At 61.1% G+C, this 16,359-nt stretch carries 17 protein-coding genes; 4 read left to right on the top strand and 13 right to left on the bottom strand.

Features of this window, described 5'->3' with window-relative positions; genetic code table 11:
* Positions 1–155: 155 nt before the first annotated feature.
* The 10 genes from rseP to A9K68_RS17975 form a co-directional block, all read right to left on the bottom strand.
* Positions 156–1,298 (bottom strand): RIP metalloprotease RseP, encoded by a 1,143-nt coding sequence (gene rseP / locus A9K68_RS18020; RefSeq protein WP_029352766.1) that lies wholly within the window; start codon positions 1,296–1,298, stop codon positions 156–158.
* 115 nt (positions 1,299–1,413) lie between these two features.
* Positions 1,414–2,244 (bottom strand): phosphatidate cytidylyltransferase, encoded by an 831-nt coding sequence (locus A9K68_RS18015; RefSeq protein WP_065009584.1) that lies wholly within the window; start codon positions 2,242–2,244, stop codon positions 1,414–1,416.
* A complete protein-coding gene (locus A9K68_RS18010; RefSeq protein WP_029352770.1) occupies positions 2,241–2,972 on the bottom strand; it encodes an isoprenyl transferase in 732 nt (243 codons plus the stop codon). The genes A9K68_RS18015 and A9K68_RS18010 overlap by 4 nt, the downstream gene beginning before the upstream one ends.
* 32 nt (positions 2,973–3,004) lie before the next feature.
* Positions 3,005–3,559 carry a ribosome recycling factor gene (gene frr, locus A9K68_RS18005; protein ID WP_036267909.1) on the bottom strand — a complete coding sequence of 185 codons (555 nt, stop codon included), beginning with the start codon at positions 3,557–3,559 and terminating at the stop codon, positions 3,005–3,007.
* Between the two features lie 123 nt (positions 3,560–3,682).
* A complete protein-coding gene (pyrH, locus tag A9K68_RS18000; protein ID WP_065009583.1) occupies positions 3,683–4,405 on the bottom strand; it encodes a UMP kinase in 723 nt (240 codons plus the stop codon).
* Positions 4,406–4,702: 297 nt separating this feature from the next.
* A complete protein-coding gene (tsf, locus tag A9K68_RS17995; protein WP_065009582.1) occupies positions 4,703–5,626 on the bottom strand; it encodes a translation elongation factor Ts in 924 nt (307 codons plus the stop codon).
* A 117-nt stretch (positions 5,627–5,743) separates the two neighbouring features.
* Complete coding sequence (gene rpsB / locus A9K68_RS17990; RefSeq protein WP_065009581.1) at positions 5,744–6,541, bottom strand: 30S ribosomal protein S2; 798 nt, start codon at positions 6,539–6,541, stop codon at positions 5,744–5,746.
* A gap of 206 nt (positions 6,542–6,747) precedes the next feature.
* The gene (locus tag A9K68_RS17985; RefSeq protein WP_029352779.1) at positions 6,748–7,026 is read right to left on the bottom strand and encodes a DUF4031 domain-containing protein; all 279 of its coding nucleotides are present in this window, start codon (positions 7,024–7,026) and stop codon (positions 6,748–6,750) included.
* 72 nt (positions 7,027–7,098) lie between these two features.
* Entirely contained in the window at positions 7,099–8,397 is a 1,299-nt protein-coding gene (locus A9K68_RS17980; RefSeq protein ID WP_065009580.1) for a hypothetical protein, read from the bottom strand.
* Positions 8,398–8,594: 197 nt separating this feature from the next.
* Positions 8,595–9,425: a cell envelope integrity EipB family protein gene (locus tag A9K68_RS17975; RefSeq protein ID WP_065009579.1), complete on the bottom strand. Its 831-nt coding sequence runs from the start codon at positions 9,423–9,425 to the stop codon at positions 8,595–8,597.
* Positions 9,426–9,562: 137 nt separating this feature from the next.
* On the opposite strand from A9K68_RS17975, the gene A9K68_RS17970 reads away from it, so the two are divergent.
* The 4 genes from A9K68_RS17970 (at position 9,563) to A9K68_RS17955 (ending at position 12,584) form a co-directional block, all read left to right on the top strand.
* Positions 9,563–10,027 carry a RidA family protein gene (locus A9K68_RS17970; protein WP_065009578.1) on the top strand — a complete coding sequence of 155 codons (465 nt, stop codon included), beginning with the start codon at positions 9,563–9,565 and terminating at the stop codon, positions 10,025–10,027.
* Between the two features lie 7 nt (positions 10,028–10,034).
* On the top strand, positions 10,035–10,763 hold the full coding sequence (locus tag A9K68_RS17965) for a glycerophosphodiester phosphodiesterase (protein WP_029352787.1): 729 nt from the start codon (positions 10,035–10,037) through the stop codon (positions 10,761–10,763).
* A gap of 42 nt (positions 10,764–10,805) precedes the next feature.
* Complete coding sequence (locus A9K68_RS17960) at positions 10,806–12,023, top strand: GNAT family N-acetyltransferase (RefSeq protein ID WP_065009577.1); 1,218 nt, start codon at positions 10,806–10,808, stop codon at positions 12,021–12,023.
* A 129-nt stretch (positions 12,024–12,152) separates the two neighbouring features.
* Positions 12,153–12,584, top strand: a complete 432-nt coding sequence (locus A9K68_RS17955; RefSeq protein WP_065009576.1) for an HIT family protein — start codon at positions 12,153–12,155, stop codon at positions 12,582–12,584.
* A gap of 92 nt (positions 12,585–12,676) precedes the next feature.
* On the opposite strand, the gene clpA is transcribed toward A9K68_RS17955, so the two are convergent.
* The 3 genes from clpA to A9K68_RS17940 form a co-directional block, all read right to left on the bottom strand.
* Complete coding sequence (gene clpA, locus A9K68_RS17950) at positions 12,677–15,145, bottom strand: ATP-dependent Clp protease ATP-binding subunit ClpA (RefSeq protein ID WP_029352793.1); 2,469 nt, start codon at positions 15,143–15,145, stop codon at positions 12,677–12,679.
* Between the two features lie 6 nt (positions 15,146–15,151).
* Positions 15,152–15,478 carry an ATP-dependent Clp protease adapter ClpS gene (gene clpS, locus A9K68_RS17945; RefSeq protein ID WP_029352795.1) on the bottom strand — a complete coding sequence of 109 codons (327 nt, stop codon included), beginning with the start codon at positions 15,476–15,478 and terminating at the stop codon, positions 15,152–15,154.
* Positions 15,479–15,749: 271 nt separating this feature from the next.
* A complete protein-coding gene (locus A9K68_RS17940) occupies positions 15,750–16,079 on the bottom strand; it encodes a phasin family protein (RefSeq protein ID WP_065009575.1) in 330 nt (109 codons plus the stop codon).
* Positions 16,080–16,359: the final 280 nt, after the last annotated feature.

Raw genomic sequence — 16,359 nt, 5'->3', positions numbered from 1 at the left:
CCTACCGTATTAACCGGATTTTCCCTACACGCAAGGCTCCTGGTTAATTTGTATTTACTTAACCCTGTTGCGTGGCTTTCGCGTCACGCATATCCCCATGCATGGTAAACGGCGTCTCAACATTGGCTGTGCCGAAGCCAAATTTCTTCATGATTTCAGCATCCAAACAGGTCGTTCCAGAAAACGAACCCCATGAAGCCCAAGACGAGAAGCAGGCCGGCCCTGTAACCCATTTCCATCATCCGTTCCGACACCGGTCGCCGAATGACGGCCTCCACGCCGTAGAACAGGAGATGGCCGCCGTCGAGGGGGGGAATCGGCAAAAGGTTGAGAATACCGATCCCGACCGACAACAGCGCAACAAGTTGCACAAGCCAGTCGAAGCCCAGTTTTGCCGCCTGCCCCGACATCTTTGCGATCTTGATTGGACCGCCCAGCTGGCATTTGTCTTCGCGACCGACGACGAAACGCTGCAGGAACTGGCCGGTACCCTGGATGATGTGGCCGGTTTCCTCGACCGCGGCAGCCAGTGCGCCAGCCGGGCTATAGGTGATCAGGCGCGGTTGGCCGAATTCCTGGTTGTTGACGACGCCGATCACGGCCACCTTGACCTTGTTGCCCAGCGCGTCTTCCTGTTCCATCAACCGTGGCGTCGCCGTAACGGTGATCTCCTTGCCGTCGCGCAGCATGACGAACGTGATGGCGTCGCCGCCGCGGCCCGAGACCCGGCGCTGGACGTCGGCGAAGGTCTGGACCTTGCTGCCGTCGACGCTGACGAACCGGTCCCCGGGCAGGATCCCGGCCTGCGCCGCCGGACTGTCGGCGGTGACTTCAGCCACCATCGGCTCCATCACAGGGCGGCCATAGGCGGTAAATAGCACCGCGAAGACGGCGATCGTCAGCAGGAAATTGAACAGCGGACCGGCCACCACAGTCGCGGCGCGCTTCCAGACCGGCTGCGTGTGAAACGCGATCTTGCGCTCGGCATCGGTCAGCGTTTCGATCTCCTCCGAGCTGGGCTGGCTCGATGTGGCGTTCATGTCGCCGACGAATTTGACGTAGCCGCCGAGTGGTATGGCGCAGAGTTTCCAGCGCGTGCCATGGCTGTCATTGAAGCCGAAGAGTTCCGGGCCGAAGCCGATCGAAAAGACTTTCACGCCGATGCCGCACCAGCGGCCGACGAGATAATGGCCCATCTCGTGGACGAACACGACTACGGTCAGCACGAACAGGAACGGCACCAGCGTGCCGAGGACAAAGCCTTCCGTGCTGAAAACCGCGTGAAGAATCTCGTTCAACTCATGTCCTCAAATTCGTCCGCAGCACGGTCGTACCGCGACTGTGGCATCAATCCAGGCGAATCCGTGGCGCATCCTGCGCAGGTCAAAAAACCAGGCCGGGAATCAATGCTGGTCAAGCTGGAAACAGCCCCTGTGCCGGATGGTCGGCGGTCGCCGAAATCCAGCCGATGACGTACAGGGCGAAAGCCGCCGCGACAAGCCCGTCGACCCGGTCCATGACGCCGCCATGGCCCGGTATCAGCGTGCCCGAATCCTTGCGGTTGTGGCGGCGCTTCACCCATGATTCGAAAAGGTCGCCGGCCTGGGAGACGAGCGAAAGCACGAGGGCGACGACGCCGAGCACTGCGAGATTTCCGCCTCCGGCCGCGGCCGCCAGAAGCAGCCCGGCAACCACGCCGCCGACGGCGCCGCCGAGTGCCCCGCTCTGAGTCTTGCCTGGTGAAATCGACGGCGCCAGCTTCGGACCGCCGACAGCGCGGCCGACGAAATAGGCTGATATGTCGGTCGCCCAAACCACCGCGAACAGGAAGAGAATGGCGACGAGGCCGGGATGATCGCCGTCACGCAAAAGAGCAAGTGACAGTCCGGAAATGGCGGCATAGGCAAGGCCGGACGCGTCCCACTGACCCGCCTGGCGCATCGAAGTCTGGCGCATCGAACCCACGACCACGGTGACAACGACCATCACTGCCACAAGAAGCAGAAGCCATGACGCAGGCAAGCCGGCGACCAAACCGCCGACGAAAACCAGAAGCAGCGCTTCCGGCAGAAAACCAAGACGCGTGGCGGCAACCGGGCGGCACATTCGTGACCATTCGTAGAAGATCAGAATCGTCATGGCCGCGCAAAGCAACCGGAAGGGCAGTCCGCCCAGCCAGGTCAGGCTGAGTGTGACGACCGCAAGCACGACGGCAGAAATAACCCGAAGCTGGAGGTTGCTCATCCCTTGGCCGTCACGGCGACGTCTTGAGCGCCCAGACCGCCGAAACGGCGCTCGCGACTGGCAAAGTCGCGCAATGCGTCGGCCAAATGCTCGCGGCTGAAATCGGGCCAGTAGCAAGGCAGGAAGACAAGCTCACTATAGGCCGCTTGCCACAGAAGGAAATTCGACAGCCTGAGCTCGCCGCTAGTACGGATGACCAGTTCCGGATCTGGAATACCCTGGGTGTCGAGAGAGCCGGCAAAGGATTCGGCCGTGATCGCCTCGCTGTCGAGCTCGCCGCGCGCCACCGCCGAGGCAAGCTTGCGCGCTGTGCGCACGATTTCGTCGCGTCCGCCATAGTTGAAAGCGATGACCAGGGTCAGCGCGTCGTTGTGGACGGTCAGGGTTTCGGCCTCTTCAAGCAGGGTCCTGATGTCAGGCTGCAGCCCTGCCCTGTCGCCGATGATCCTGACCCGCACGCCGTTTTGGTGCAGTTCGGCGAGATCGCGGCGAATGAAGATTTTCAACAGGCCCATCAGGTCGCTGACTTCGGACTTCGGCCGCGACCAGTTTTCCGACGAGAAGGCGTAGACGGTCAGGAACGAGATGCCAAGGCCAGGAGCGGCGCGCACCGTGTTGCGCAGCGCCTCGACGCCGGCACGATGCCCAGCAAGCCGTGGCAAGCCACGCGCCTTGGCCCAGCGTCCGTTTCCGTCCATGATGATCGCGACATGCGCGGGGCTTGTCATGTTCTCGCTTTCGAGCCAGCAGTGGCCAGACCCTAAACCTGCATGATTTCAGCTTCCTTATCGGAAAGCAGATGGTCGATGGTGCTGATCGTCTCGTCGGTGAGTTTCTGAACCTGGTCGGACCGCTTGCGATGATCGTCTTCGCTGATATCGCCGTCCTTTTCCGCCTTTTTGAGAAACTCCATGCCGTCCCGGCGCACGTGGCGCACGGCTATACGGGCATTCTCTGCATAACCGTGCGAGATCTTGACCAGTTCCTTGCGGCGCTGTTCATTGAGCTCGGGCAGCGGAATTCTGAGATTGGTGCCATCGACGATCGGATTGAAGCCGAGATTGGATTCACGGATGGCGCGATCGACCGCGCCGACCATCGACTTATCCCAGACCGAAACCGAAATCATGCGCGGCTCCGGCACCGACACGTTTGCCACTTGGTTGATCGGCATGGTGGTGCCGTAGGCCTGCACCTGGATCGCGTCGAGCAGGTTGCTCGAAGCGCGGCCGGTCCGCAGCGAAGCCAGATCGTGCTTGAACGCAGCGATCGCCCCGTCCATGCGCCGTTTGAGATCATCGTATTCGCCACTCATCATCGTCTCCTCGACCCGTTAGCCGGGTTCACTTCAGGGTAATCCCGTATTCAAGCCTCAATCCGAAAACCGGTTCCCGCTTTTCGCCTACGGGAAACCTTCGGTTCGGGATCGGGCTCCCGATCAGTCGTCCGTGACGACCGTGCAACGGCCGCCGCCCCTCAGAATATCACCGAAACCACCCTTCTCGTGGATCGAATAGACGATTATCGGAATGTTGTTTTCGCGCGCAAGTGCAATCGCGGCCGTATCCATGATCGAAAGCCCACGTCTTATGACTTCGCCATGGCTGATGCGCTCGAAGCGGGTCGCATTCGGGTCCTTCTTGGGATCTGCCGAATAGACGCCGTCGACCTGGGTACCCTTGAACAGCGCATCGGCGCCGATTTCCGCCGCGCGCAGCGCCGCGGCCGAATCGGTGGTGAAGAAAGGATTGCCGGTGCCGCCGGCGAAAATGACGACCTTGCCCTGGTTCATGTAGGCGGTCGCTTGGCGCTGCGAAAAGCTCTCGCAAAGCTCAGGCATAGCGATTGCCGACAGCACCACCGCGTCGACGCCGATCTTGTTCAGCGAAGTGCGCAGCGCCAGCGAGTTGATGACGGTGGCGAGCATGCCCATGTGGTCGCCGGTGACCCGGTCACCGCCCTTGGACGCAACTGCGACGCCGCGAAAGATGTTGCCGCCGCCGATGACGATGCCGACCTCGATGCCCAGGGCGCGGGCCTCGGCGATGTCGGCGGCGATGCGATCGACTACCGACACGTCGATGCCGAAATGCTGCTCGCCCATCAACGCTTCGCCAGATGCTTTCAGCAAGACACGTTGGTAGAGGGGCTTCACCGTCATCTGGTCCTCATTATCATGCGTGTGACGCGCCGCGGGCTGCCGCCGCGCAGGCGCTGCCCCGAAACATTGGGTTCCGATACACGAAGGGCGCCGCGATGTCACGCGGCGCCCGAACCGGAAAACTCTCTTCCAGCCTTAGCTTACGCCGGCAAATGCACCTTGCATGAGCAGATCCGGGCATGAGCAGATCCGGCAGATAGCCAACCGGCCTGTCGCCGGCCGCACCGCGCAAGAAATCGGCCGGGCATCCTCGCGGACACCCGGCCATAAAGCCATTTCAGAAAGATAGGGTGCGGTTTACTTCTTGACCGCCGCCGCGACTTCCGCCGCAAAATCGGTCTCTTCCTTCTCGATGCCCTCGCCGAGCGCGAAGCGCAGATAGGCAGTGATCTTGGCCGGTGCGCCGATTTCCTTCTCGGCATCCTGCAGCGCCTTCTCGACGGTGATGTCGGGATTGAGCACGAAAGCCTGCTTGAGCAGCACGACCTCTTCGTAGAACTTGCGCAGACGGCCCTCGACCATCTTCTCGATGATCGCCTCCGGCTTGCCGGACTGGCGCGCCTGGTCGGCAAAGATCGCCTTCTCGCGCTCGACCGCGGCCGCATCGAGCTGCTCCGTCGTCAGCGCCATCGGGTTGGTGGCGGCGACATGCATGGCGACCTGACGGGCAAAGGCGTTGGCGGCCTGCGCGTTGCCTGTCGTCTCGATGGCGACCAGCACGCCGAGCTTGCCAAGGCCGTCGGCAACCGCATTGTGGACGTAGGTCGCGACAGCGCCGTGCTCGACCGTGAGCTTGGCCGAACGGCGGAAGCCAAGATTCTCACCGATAGTGCCGACAGCGTCCTTGATGGTGTCGGCAACCGACTTGTCGGAACCCGGATAGGGGGCGGCTGCGACGGCCTCGGTCTTGCCGCCATAGGCGAGCGCGACCTTGGCGACCTTGGCGACGATCTCCTGGAAGGCGGCGTTGCGGGCAACGAAATCGGTCTCAGAATTGACCTCGACGACCGCCGCCTCGCGGATACCGGAATCGACGCCGATCAGGCCTTCGGCCGCGGTACGGCCGGCCTTCTTGTCGGCCTTGGAAATGCCCTTCTTGCGCAGCCAGTCGACGGCCTCTTCCATGTTGCCGTTGGTCTCGTTCAACGCCGCCTTGCAGTCCATCATGCCCGCGCCGGTCAAGTCGCGGAGTTCTTTGACCTGTGCAGCCGAAATACTCATTGTCGCCTCTTTGTTTAAAATGCACCGACGCACCACCGGTCCTCGATGATGCGCCTGACGCCAGCGCTTAGCGCGCCAGAATATGAGAAAGATGAAGGCCGAAACCGGCCTTCCCTGTTATGCTTCCGGTGTCCGGGCAGCCGGTGTCTCGGCGGTCTGCGTCGGCTCGAGTGCCGGCTCGATCGGGGCCTCGGCCAAAGCGCCAACGTCGACGCCAAGCGCGCCCTGCTGGCGAGCAATGCCGTCGATTGCAGCCTTGGCGATCAGATCGCAATAGAGCTGGATGGCGCGGGCCGCGTCATCATTGCCAGGGATCGGGAAATCGATCTTGTCCGGGTCGCAGTTGGAATCGATGATGGCGACGACCGGGATGCCGAGGCGCTTGGCCTCGAGGATGGCGATCGCTTCCTTGTTGGTGTCGATCACGAACATCAGGTCGGGCGTCGAGCCCATGTCCTTGATGCCGCCCAGCGCCTTGTCGAGCTTCTCGCGCTCGCGATCGAGGTTGAGGCGCTCCTTCTTGGTGAGCCCCTGGGCCTCGCCAGCCAGCATCTCGTCGAGCTTGCGCAGGCGCTGGATGGAATTCGAGATCGTCTTCCAGTTGGTCATCATGCCGCCGAGCCAGCGGGAGTTGACATAGTACTGGGCCGAGCGCTGCGCGGCGTCGGCGACGATGTCGGACGCCTGGCGCTTGGTGCCGACGAACAGTACGCGGCCACCCTTGGCGACGGTGTCGGAAACCTGCTTCAGCGCCTGGTGCAGCAGCGGCACCGTCTGCGAGAGGTCGATGATGTGGATGTTGTTGCGGGCGCCATAGATATAGGGCGCCATCTTCGGGTTCCAGCGGTGAGTCTGGTGGCCGAAGTGAATGCCAGCTTCCAAAAGCTGGCGCATGCTGAAATCAGGCAGAGCCATTCTTGAGTATCCTTTCCGGTTAGCCTCCACGGACACAGGCATTTCTGGACTTTGTCCTCGAACGCCACCGGAGGTTTCAGCCGGATTTCTCCCGGGCAGACACCAAAGTCCGTGTGTGGAATGAGCGCGCATATAGAGGGGATGCGCGACAAACGCAAGCGCTGCGGTGTCTTGCGGCTCAGCATGCGGCGATCAGCGCACCCGGGCTATGGTCGTATCTTCCCCTTCGGCACGCGGACACGCCGGAAAACAGCAACGATCTCTTCGCGGCTGCATTCGATGGCGCCTAGCCGCACCGCGCGGTCGCGCTCGAAGCCGGTGATGTCATAATGCGGCGCCGATGTCTTCGGCGGCCCCTGATAGGACGAGCGCTTGACGCCGAGCTGTGCTGCAAAACGATGCAGCTCGTCGGTGTCGTCGGCCAGCAGATGACACCAGCGGTGGCCGACCCATTTCCAGATCGCCGCGTCGACATACACCGCCATGAGGTTTGCCGCACTCCTTCATCTTGCGCCGACCAGCGGAGCCGCAGTTCACCTGGGGCCAAGATCCAAACGTTAGCGATGATAGAAGGGATTCGGATAGAAAATGAAGCCGCCGGCGGCTTCGAGTTCGGCTACTGACGTGGTGACAGCCGCCTGCATACGGCTGTGAAGTTCGGCGAGCGCATCGTCGATCGAGCCCCGAAAGGCATGCAATCCCAACGGTTCCGGCACCCGGATATGCGCGCAGCGCGGCCCGGCCGGCTGCGGCACGAAGCGGTTGATCGTGTCGCGCAGCGTGCCCTTGCAATAGTCGTTGCGGACGCGCTTCAGATGCTCGGCGATCTCCTCTTGCGTGATGCGCGAGTTAACTGAGGCCCACGGTCCGACGCGCTGGAGACGCTGGATGGTGTCCGCCAGCGTGCGGACCTGTTTTTGTCTCTCAGCGTCGCCGGTGTTTTCCCGCAGCCAGCGGCGCGACCGGCGCAAAAGCTCGGCGATCTCGTTGGCGCCGGGATCGAACGAAATGCCCTCCCCCAGGCGCCGACTCAATTCGAGCAGCAGTTGCGTCTGACGCGCTGCATACGAAGCCCGTTCGTCGGGCGCCATGCCACAGGCAATCTCATCGCGCGACAGCAACGTCGCATAGACATGGTGGACGCGCTCCGGCAGCGTATCGGCGGCACGGCGTTCGATCTTCAGGCTCTTCTCGACATACGCGCATTCCTGCGCCAGCGCCGGCTCGACATTTTTGGTGAAGGCGAGCTTCCAGACAACCGGCGCGATCCAAATCCTACAATCCTGATCCGTGGCGCGACCGCGCTTAAGCGCTTCGAACCCCATCTCGACCGCCCCCGGAAGGAGCGAACCGACGACATTTGCATGCCAGCCGACGCCGCCTTCGGGATGCAAGAGAACACCATGCCCTTTCAGCGCCCAGGCGATCGAGTGTTCCTTGGCGGCCCCACTGTTGCCAGGAATCTGGGCGATCAGATTGTTGGCCAGCCAGAATTTCTGCATGATCCGGCCGAGGCCGTTGACGACGCCATGCGTGGCCCAGGATGCCGCGAGCGGGCTGACCTGCGAGACGATCTCCTTGTCGATCATCCAGTCGGTAAAGAATTCCGGATGGTTGGGCGTGATGAACGTCGCCTTGCCGGCGCCGCAACAGGCCTTCAGCCGCTGCCGGTCGTCGTCGGGAAAGTCGATATGACGGACATTGGCGACGCCGCGCAATCCGGCCAGGCGGTTGAACGGCAACAGGTCGCGAAACCCGGGAATGCCATGCAGCATGACAACCCGGTTGACTACAGTCATGATCCTGATCAGCGCCGGATTGGGCCTCGGCGCCACGAACACATCGATTCTGCTCAACCCACCCCCCGATCGACCCATCGGCGTAGAAGTTGAGATGCAATTGCGGCGTGTTCAAGTCATGGCGCATGACCCCGAAAATCGGAATCGATTTTCGGAAAGGATCATGCGCAAATCAAAGTGCTACAGCGTCCTTTGCGCGGCCAAGAACGCGCGGCGCTGTAGGCGCCGCCTTGCGGGCGTGGTTAACCTGAAGCCTATTTCGGCGGACAGACTTTCGACTGATCGAACAACGACAGATTGACCAGCTTGCCGGTCATCGAGAACTCGCCATAGTCCATGACGAGGTCGCGCGTGATGCCGTTGTCATGCAGCTTGAAGCTGATCCGGTACTCCGGCACCTCCTCGCCTGACTTGTCGGTGCCGTCGAAATAGGCAATGTCGACTGGCCAGTATTTGTCGGTGGCGAGTTTCGCCAATGCCGGCGCTTCCGGATCAGCTTTGTCGGCATCGGCTTTCTTGCCGACTACGACGGTGGTGGTCATCACTTTGTCGGCATCTTCCGAGCCGTCGAACAGATTGGTTTCGTAGAAATTTTCGCCCTTTTCGGCCTTGTCGATCAGTTCGGCCAGATGCTGGGTCGGAAACTGGGTGGCAGCGAGTTCGAGGCTGCTCTTCTCCGGCTTGTCGATGTCGACCTTGAGGCCCTTCGTCTCCTTCGTCGCGGTGCCCTTCACCTCCTTGTCGAGGTTCTGGTCGACGAAGGATTTTGTCACGAACGAGAACGTCTTGCCTTCGGCGTCCTCGAAAGTGGTCGTCTGCTGGTCGGTCAGCTTTGTTGCATTGTCGTTAGTGGCAATCTGGGTGACGAAGCGGAACTTCACCGTGTAGCCTTCGCAAGGTGAGCCGTTGAACTCATAGACCATGCGGCCGGAAATGCCGGTAATGCCGGAGCGATCGGAGGCTTTGTCCAGGCTCAGATCGTAAACCGCGCGATGCGCTTGCAGCGCCGGTACGGCAAAAGCCGGCGCCATCGAGAACACCGCTGGCAGCAGGACAGCGTGGAATGCGAGGCGTGTTGCGCGCATGAGGGGCTCCGATCATCGCGCCTGATGGCAGGCCGCAGGAAAGAGGGTCCAGCTTAAAAAAAGTCGTGGCGGAAGCGAGGCAAAAATAGCAATTTCGGCCCGGCCTGCCCGGCGTCATCAAGCAATAGGGAAATACCATGAGCGAAACAATCGAAAAGCGGCTAAGCGATCTCGGCGTGACGGTTCCGGTCGCAGCCGCGCCCGCCGCCAATTACGTGCCCTATTCCAGGTCAGGCAATCTGCTGTTCACCGCCGGACAGCTGCCGCTCAGCGAGGGCAAGCTGCAGGTGAGCGGACTGCTCGGCCGCGATGTCGACACCGCAAGCGGCAAGGAAGCGGCAAAATACTGCGCAATCAACATATTGGCGCAGGCCAAGGCAGCCCTTGGCGATCTTGAGAAAATCCGCCGCCTGGTGAAGATCACCGTCTTCGTCGCCTCGGCACCGGAATTTGTCGAACAGCACCTGGTTGCCAACGGCGCCTCGGATTTTCTGGTTGCAGTGCTCGGCGATCACGGCAAACATGCCCGCTCCGCCGTCGGCGCCGCCTCCCTGCCGCTTAATGCCGCAGTGGAAATCGAAGCCATCTTCGAAGTCGAATGAGCCAGTCATGACCGATCTTTCCTGGCTGACCGCCCGACCCGTTGCCCATCGCGGCCTCCACGACATGAACAAGACGCGTTGGGAGAACACGCTTTCCGCCTTTGCCGCGGCAGCCGAACGCGGCTATGCGATCGAATGCGATGTGCATCTGTCGTCTGACCGCATCCCGGTCGTGATTCACGACAGCGATCTGAAGCGGCTGACCGGCCAGGACGGCTTCGTCTGGCAGCGAACGGCAGCGGAGATGACGGCGCTCAGGGTTGGCGGCACATCAGACCATCTACCGACTCTGCAGCAGGCACTCGACCTGGTCGATGGTCGTGTGCCGATGGTCGTCGAGCTGAAAGGGGTCCCCGGCCGGGACGAAGGTCTGGTGGAAAGCGTCGGCGAAATGCTCAAGCACTACAAGGGCAAGGCGGCGATCATGTCGTTCGACCACTGGCTGATCCGCGATTTCCCGAAACACGCGCCCGGCATTCCGGGCGGGCTGACCGCTTACGGCAATGACGTCAAGCTGATCGAGGCGCATTTCGCCATGCTGGCGCACGACATCGCCTTCGCCTCCTACGCCGCCGGCGACTTGCCGAACCGGTTTGTCAGTTTCGTGCGCGAAAGGCTCAAAATGCCGGTCATCACCTGGACCGTGCTCGACCAACCGGCGGTCGACCTGACCTTTAGATATGCCGACCAAATGACATTCGAAGGATTCGAACCCGATCTTGTACAGGTCGCTTGAAACCGAGCTTGCATGGACCGGTACGGAGCTTAAATAAGCCTCATGGATCAAGGCGATGAAGGCGACGGGCAAACGGCGAATGGAGCGTATGCGATCCGGGTTGCCTCCGGCATCGGAGCCTTCACCTGCGCGGAATGGGATGGCCTCGGCGGTACGGCACGCGGCGATACAGAAAACGGCTACAACCCCCTAGTTTCGTTCGCTTTTCTGAGTGCGCTTGAAGATTCGGGCTGCGCCGTGCAGCGCACCGGCTGGCGGGGCCATCATCTCAGGCTGGAGACAGCGCAGGGAAAACTGCTCGGTGCCGTTCCCTGCTACCTGAAATCGCACAGCCAGGGCGAGTATGTTTTCGATCACGGCTGGTCCGACGCGTTCGAGCGCGTCGGCGGGCGTTACTACCCAAAACTGCAATGCGCCGTGCCGTTCACGCCGGTCACCGGTCCTCGCCTGCTGGTCAACAAGGGCGAGGACAGTCGCGCCGTGAAAGCCGGCTTGGCAGCAGGCCTGAAGGCGGTGACGGACAAGCTCGGCGTCTCTTCCGCGCACGTAACCTTCGCGCAGCAGAAGGATGTCGGGGCGCTGGAAGCGGCGGGTTTCCTGCACCGCACCGACCAGCAGTTCCACTTCTTCAACGAAGGTTTTTCGACCTACGACGATTTTCTCGCCACTCTGGCGTCGCGCAAGCGCAAGGCAATGAAGAAGGAGCGGCGCGAGGCGCTCGCCCACGGCATCTCGATCGACTGGCTGACCGGCAGGGATCTCACCGAAAGGATCTGGGACGACTTCTTTGCCTTCTACATGGATACCGGCAGCAGGAAATGGGGGCGGCCCTACCTCAACCGCGAGTTTTTCTCGATGATCGGCGAGCGCATGGCCGGCGACATCCTGCTGGTGATGGCCAAGCGCCATGGACGCTACATTGCCGGCGCTATCAATTTCATCGGTTCCGATGCGCTCTACGGCCGCAACTGGGGCTGCATCGAAGACCATCGGTTCCTGCATTTCGAGGTCTGCTATCACCAGGCGATCGACTTCGCGATCGACCGTAAGCTGAAAGTGGTCGAAGCCGGCGCGCAAGGCGAGCACAAGCTAGCGCGCGGCTATAGGCCGGTGACCATGCATTCGGCGCATTACATCGCGCATCCCGGCTTGCGCAACGCGGTCGCCGACTATCTCAGGCGCGAGCGGCGCGAAGTGGAGCGGATGGGCGACTATCTTGAAGAGCACACGCCGTTCCGCAAGGATCTGGCGGACGGTTAGGGCGACGCGTCCAATTGGACGCACAAAGCATGCTCTAACACTTTGCATCTCCGCATCGTACTTTCCGAAAATCGATTCCGATTTTCGGGTTTGATGCGGTAGAGCAAGGCACAATCCGGAGCGCACGCCATGGCTGACCCCACCTACGACAGCAACAATATCTTCGCGAAAATCCTGCGCGGTGAAATACCCTCGCATCGCGTCTATGAAGATGACGCGATCGTTGCCTTCATGGATGTAATGCCGCAAGGGCCGGGTCATACGCTGGTTGTGCCGAAGGCGCAGTCGCGCAACCTGCTTGACGCGGACCCGGCAGTATTCGGCCCGCTCTTCGCCGTCGTGCAGAAGGTGGCGTTGGCGGTGAAGAAGGCCTTCGGCGCCGATGGCATCACCATCCTGCAGTTCAACGAGCCTGCTTCGGGCCAGACCGTCTACCACCTCCATGTCCATGTCATTCCGCGCTTCCAGGGAATCCCTTTGAAGCCGCATAGCGGGCAGATGGAGAAACCGGAAGTGTTGACTGAGAACGCTGACAAGATACGAACAGAGCTGGGAAGCTGAAGCCGGGCGTCGCGCACAACGCCTCCAGCATCCACTACGTCTTTATCCAATAAAAAAGCCCCGTTTCCGGGGCTTTTTTTGTTTTCAGGCCATCACCCTTTGCGGGGCAGTTGCGGCACCAAGCTGCGCTTGCCGCCATCTTTGCCCTTGGGCTCCGCCTTCTGCGCGATCGCCTTTTTCGCGACGGGCTTCTTGCTGGCAGCTTTCTTGAGTTTCGGCGTGTCGTCGGGTTCTTCCTTCTTCGGCTTGACCGGCGCCTCGTCGGCGAGCGACTCGAGCTTCAGGCCGGTCTCGCCGGTCTCCTTCTTCTCGACGGTGACACGCACCGTGCCGCCCTTTTTGAGCTTACCGAACAGCACCTCGTCGGCCAGCGGCTTTTTGATGTGCTCCTGGATGACGCGGCCGAGCGGCCGTGCTCCCATGCGCTCGTCGTAGCCCTTCTCGGCCAGCCAGGCGATCGCTTCCTGCGACAGGTCGAAGGTGACGCCACGCTCGGAGAGCTGGGCCTCGAGCTGCATGACGAACTTCTGCACCACCTGGTGGATGACCGGAACCGGCAGCGAGCCGAACGGGATGATCGCATCGAGACGGTTGCGGAATTCCGGCGTGAACAGCCGGTTGATCGCCTCGACATCGTCGCCTTCGCGTTTGGTCGAGCCGAACCCGATCGCCGCGCGTTGCGCATCCGAGGCGCCCGCATTGGTGGTCATGATCAGGATGACGTTGCGGAAGTCGATCTGCTTGCCGTTGTGGTCGGTCAACTTGCCGTGGTCCATGACCTGCAGCAGGATGTTGAACAGGTCCGGATGCGCCTTCTCGACCTCGTCCAGCAACAGCACGCAATGCGGATGCTGGTCGACGCCGTCGGTCAACAGGCCACCCTGGTCGAAGCCGACATAGCCGGGAGGCGCGCCGATCAGCCGCGAGACGGTGTGGCGTTCCATATATTCCGACATGTCGAAGCGGATCAGCTCGACACCGAGCGAGGCGGCGAGTTGCTTTGCCACTTCGGTCTTGCCGACGCCGGTCGGTCCCGAGAACAGGTAGGAGCCGATTGGCTTCTCCGGTTCGCGCAGGCCGGCCCGCGCCAGTTTGATCGCCGAGGTCAATGCCGTGATCGCGGTGTCCTGACCGTAGACGACACGTTTCAACTCAACGTCGAGACCGGCCAGCACCTTCTCGTCGTCGGCGGAAACCGTCTTCGGCGGAATGCGGGCGATGGTGGCGATCGTCGCTTCGATCTCCTTGATGCCGATAGTCTTCTTTCGCTTGGCCTCCGGCACCAGCATCTGCGAGGCGCCGGTCTCGTCGATCACGTCGATTGCCTTGTCCGGCAGCTTGCGGTCGTTGATGTAGCGCGCCGACAGTTCGACCGAAGCCTTGATCGCCTCGGCCGTGTAGCGAACCTTGTGGAACTCCTCGAAATACGGCTTCAGACCCTTCATGATCTCGATGGCGTCCTCGATGGTCGGCTCGTTGACGTCGATCTTCTGGAAGCGCCGCACCAAAGCGCGGTCCTTCTCGAAAAACTGGCGGAACTCCTTGTAGGTGGTCGAGCCGATGCAGCGGATCGTTCCGGACGACAGCGCCGGCTTCAACAGGTTCGACGCATCCATGGCGCCGCCCGACGTCGCCCCTGCCCCGATCACGGTGTGGATCTCGTCGATGAACAGAACCGCGCCCGGATAGTCCTCGAGTTCCTTGACGACCTGCTTCAGCCGCTCCTCGAAATCGCCGCGATAGCGGGTGCCGGCCAGCAATGTTCCCATGTCGAGCGCAAAGATGGTGGCGTTGTGCAGCACTTCCGGCACGTCACCCTCGACGATGCGCTTGGCAAGGCCCTCGGCGATCGCCGTCTTGCCGACGCCGGGGTCGCCGACATAGAGCGGATTGTTCTTGGAGCGGCGGCACAGCACCTGGATGGTGCGGTTGATCTCGGACCCGCGGCCGATCAGCGGATCGATCTTGCCGGCCTTGGCCTTGTTGTTCAGATTGATGCAATAGGCGGTGAGCGCGTCCTGCTGCTGCTTTTTCTTGCCGCCGTCCTCTTGCGGCTCGGCGCCGCTCTGGCCGCCCTGCTCGTCGTCGGCGCCGCGCGGCGACCGCGTCTCGGATGCGCCAGGACGCTTGGCGATGCCATGCGAAATGTAGTTGACCGCGTCGTAGCGGGTCATCTGCTGTTCCTGCAGGAAATAGGCGGCATGGCTCTCACGCTCGGCGAAGATCGCAACGAGCACGTTGGCGCCGGAGACTTCCTCGCGGCCGGACGACTGCACATGGATCACCGCGCGCTGGATGACGCGCTGGAAACCGGCCGTCGGCTTGGAATCCTCGTCGTAGCCGGTGACGAGATTGTCGAGCTCGGTGTCGATATAGGTGAGAACCGTGTGCTTCAGCTCGTCGAGATCGACGTTGCAGGCGCGCATGACCGCGGCCGCCTCGGTGTCGTCGATGAGAGCGAGCAGCAAATGTTCAAGGGTTGCGTATTCGTGGTGCCGCTCGTTGGCGAGCGTCAGCGCCTGGTGAAGCGCCTTTTCCAGGCCTTGGGAGAAAGCCGGCATGTTACCTCACTTCTTCTCCATCACGCATTGCAGCGGATGCTGATTCTGTCGGGCGAAATCCATGACCTGAGACACTTTGGTCTCGGCCACCTCGAATGTATAGACCCCGCACTCGCCCACTCCATGATTGTGAACATGTAGCATGATGCGTGTGGCGGCTTCACGGTCCTTCTGGAAAAAACGCTCCAGTACGTGAACCACGAATTCCATGGGCGTATAGTCGTCGTTGAGAATGAGGACCCGATAAAGGCTAGGTTTCTTGGTCTTGGTTTTGGTGCGCGTGATGACAGCCGTGCCGCGACCGGCCTCATTGCCGTCGTTGCCGTTTTGCATCCGCACCACATCTCTCGTGGCAGTCAAACCAATCGTCACGTAGCCCTGCCTTTTCGAATCCCCATATGAGTTCGACATGTAGGTCTTCGATGAACGATTTTAAGCCCTTCTGTTTAGCTGACAATATGGCTAGGTGGCCAAACTTGGCCGATTTTCGAAATCGTGAAGGCGGCAGAGCCCCCTGATTTCAAATTGCCATGAAAAAACCCGGCCGCGCCTTCGCGACCGGGTCTGTCTTCAGCCCGAGGGCCATCTTCACATTATAGCGAGATTATTTCGCTTTTGCGACGATTGTTTCGAACGGCTTGTAGGCTTCTTTGGCGAGTTCGGCATAGAGATCGCCTATCTTGGTCGCTTCGGCGACGAAGGCTTCGTACGACTGCTTGGCAAAATCGGACTGGATCTCGATCGCCTTCTCCAACGACTTGGCCGACAAAAGTTTCTCGGCTGCTGCGCTGCCGGCCTCGAAGCTTTTCTTGGTGTACTCGCCCGCCTCGGTGGCGATGGCCTGCGCACCCTTGGAAAGGGATGCGAAGCTCTTCAAGCCGGTGTCGGCAATCTCCTTGCCGTATTTGCTGAAATCTTCATAGGTCTGGGTCATTTCACGCTCCCTTGACAGTTACCGTTGAACGGTGGACGCGCCCTGTCCGGGCCGCGTTGTGCAATGCAAGTTATATATTGTGCACTGCACAAAAAGTCAATGTTTCGCCGAGCGCGGTTCCAGGCGACCGGCCCGGCGTGCAGGCCCAGCCACCGGCAATCGCTAAAATTCGAATAAAAGGAAGCTCAAGCCCGAAGAAAATGGTGAACACGATGGTTACCATAAACGGATTGGTAACGCTGACCGCGATAGCTTGGCTCAAAGTGAGGCAGGACCTTTG

The organism is Mesorhizobium sp. AA22, assembly GCF_001672375.2.
Lineage (GTDB): Bacteria > Pseudomonadota > Alphaproteobacteria > Rhizobiales > Rhizobiaceae > Mesorhizobium > Mesorhizobium wenxiniae.
The sequence above is the reverse complement of the archived record's forward strand: the minus strand, read 5'-3'. Positions and strand labels throughout refer to the sequence as shown.

Coding starts and splice junctions, on each gene's coding strand:
- A9K68_RS18015 (WP_065009584.1), bottom strand. CDS start 2,244: ATGAGCAACCTCCAGCTTCGGGTTATTTCTGCCGTCGTGCTTGCGGTC.
- frr (WP_036267909.1), bottom strand. CDS start 3,559: ATGAGTGGCGAATACGATGATCTCAAACGGCGCATGGACGGGGCGATC.
- clpA (WP_029352793.1), bottom strand. CDS start 15,145: ATGCCGGCTTTCTCCCAAGGCCTGGAAAAGGCGCTTCACCAGGCGCTG.
- tsf (WP_065009582.1), bottom strand. CDS start 5,626: ATGAGTATTTCGGCTGCACAGGTCAAAGAACTCCGCGACTTGACCGGC.
- A9K68_RS17965 (WP_029352787.1), top strand. CDS start 10,035: ATGACCGATCTTTCCTGGCTGACCGCCCGACCCGTTGCCCATCGCGGC.
- pyrH (WP_065009583.1), bottom strand. CDS start 4,405: ATGACGGTGAAGCCCCTCTACCAACGTGTCTTGCTGAAAGCATCTGGC.
- A9K68_RS17970 (WP_065009578.1), top strand. CDS start 9,563: ATGAGCGAAACAATCGAAAAGCGGCTAAGCGATCTCGGCGTGACGGTT.
- A9K68_RS17940 (WP_065009575.1), bottom strand. CDS start 16,079: ATGACCCAGACCTATGAAGATTTCAGCAAATACGGCAAGGAGATTGCC.
- clpS (WP_029352795.1), bottom strand. CDS start 15,478: ATGCAAAACGGCAACGACGGCAATGAGGCCGGTCGCGGCACGGCTGTC.
- A9K68_RS17955 (WP_065009576.1), top strand. CDS start 12,153: ATGGCTGACCCCACCTACGACAGCAACAATATCTTCGCGAAAATCCTG.
- A9K68_RS18010 (WP_029352770.1), bottom strand. CDS start 2,972: ATGACAAGCCCCGCGCATGTCGCGATCATCATGGACGGAAACGGACGC.
- A9K68_RS17960 (WP_065009577.1), top strand. CDS start 10,806: ATGGATCAAGGCGATGAAGGCGACGGGCAAACGGCGAATGGAGCGTAT.
- A9K68_RS17985 (WP_029352779.1), bottom strand. CDS start 7,026: ATGGCGGTGTATGTCGACGCGGCGATCTGGAAATGGGTCGGCCACCGC.
- A9K68_RS17975 (WP_065009579.1), bottom strand. CDS start 9,425: ATGCGCGCAACACGCCTCGCATTCCACGCTGTCCTGCTGCCAGCGGTG.
- rpsB (WP_065009581.1), bottom strand. CDS start 6,541: ATGGCTCTGCCTGATTTCAGCATGCGCCAGCTTTTGGAAGCTGGCATT.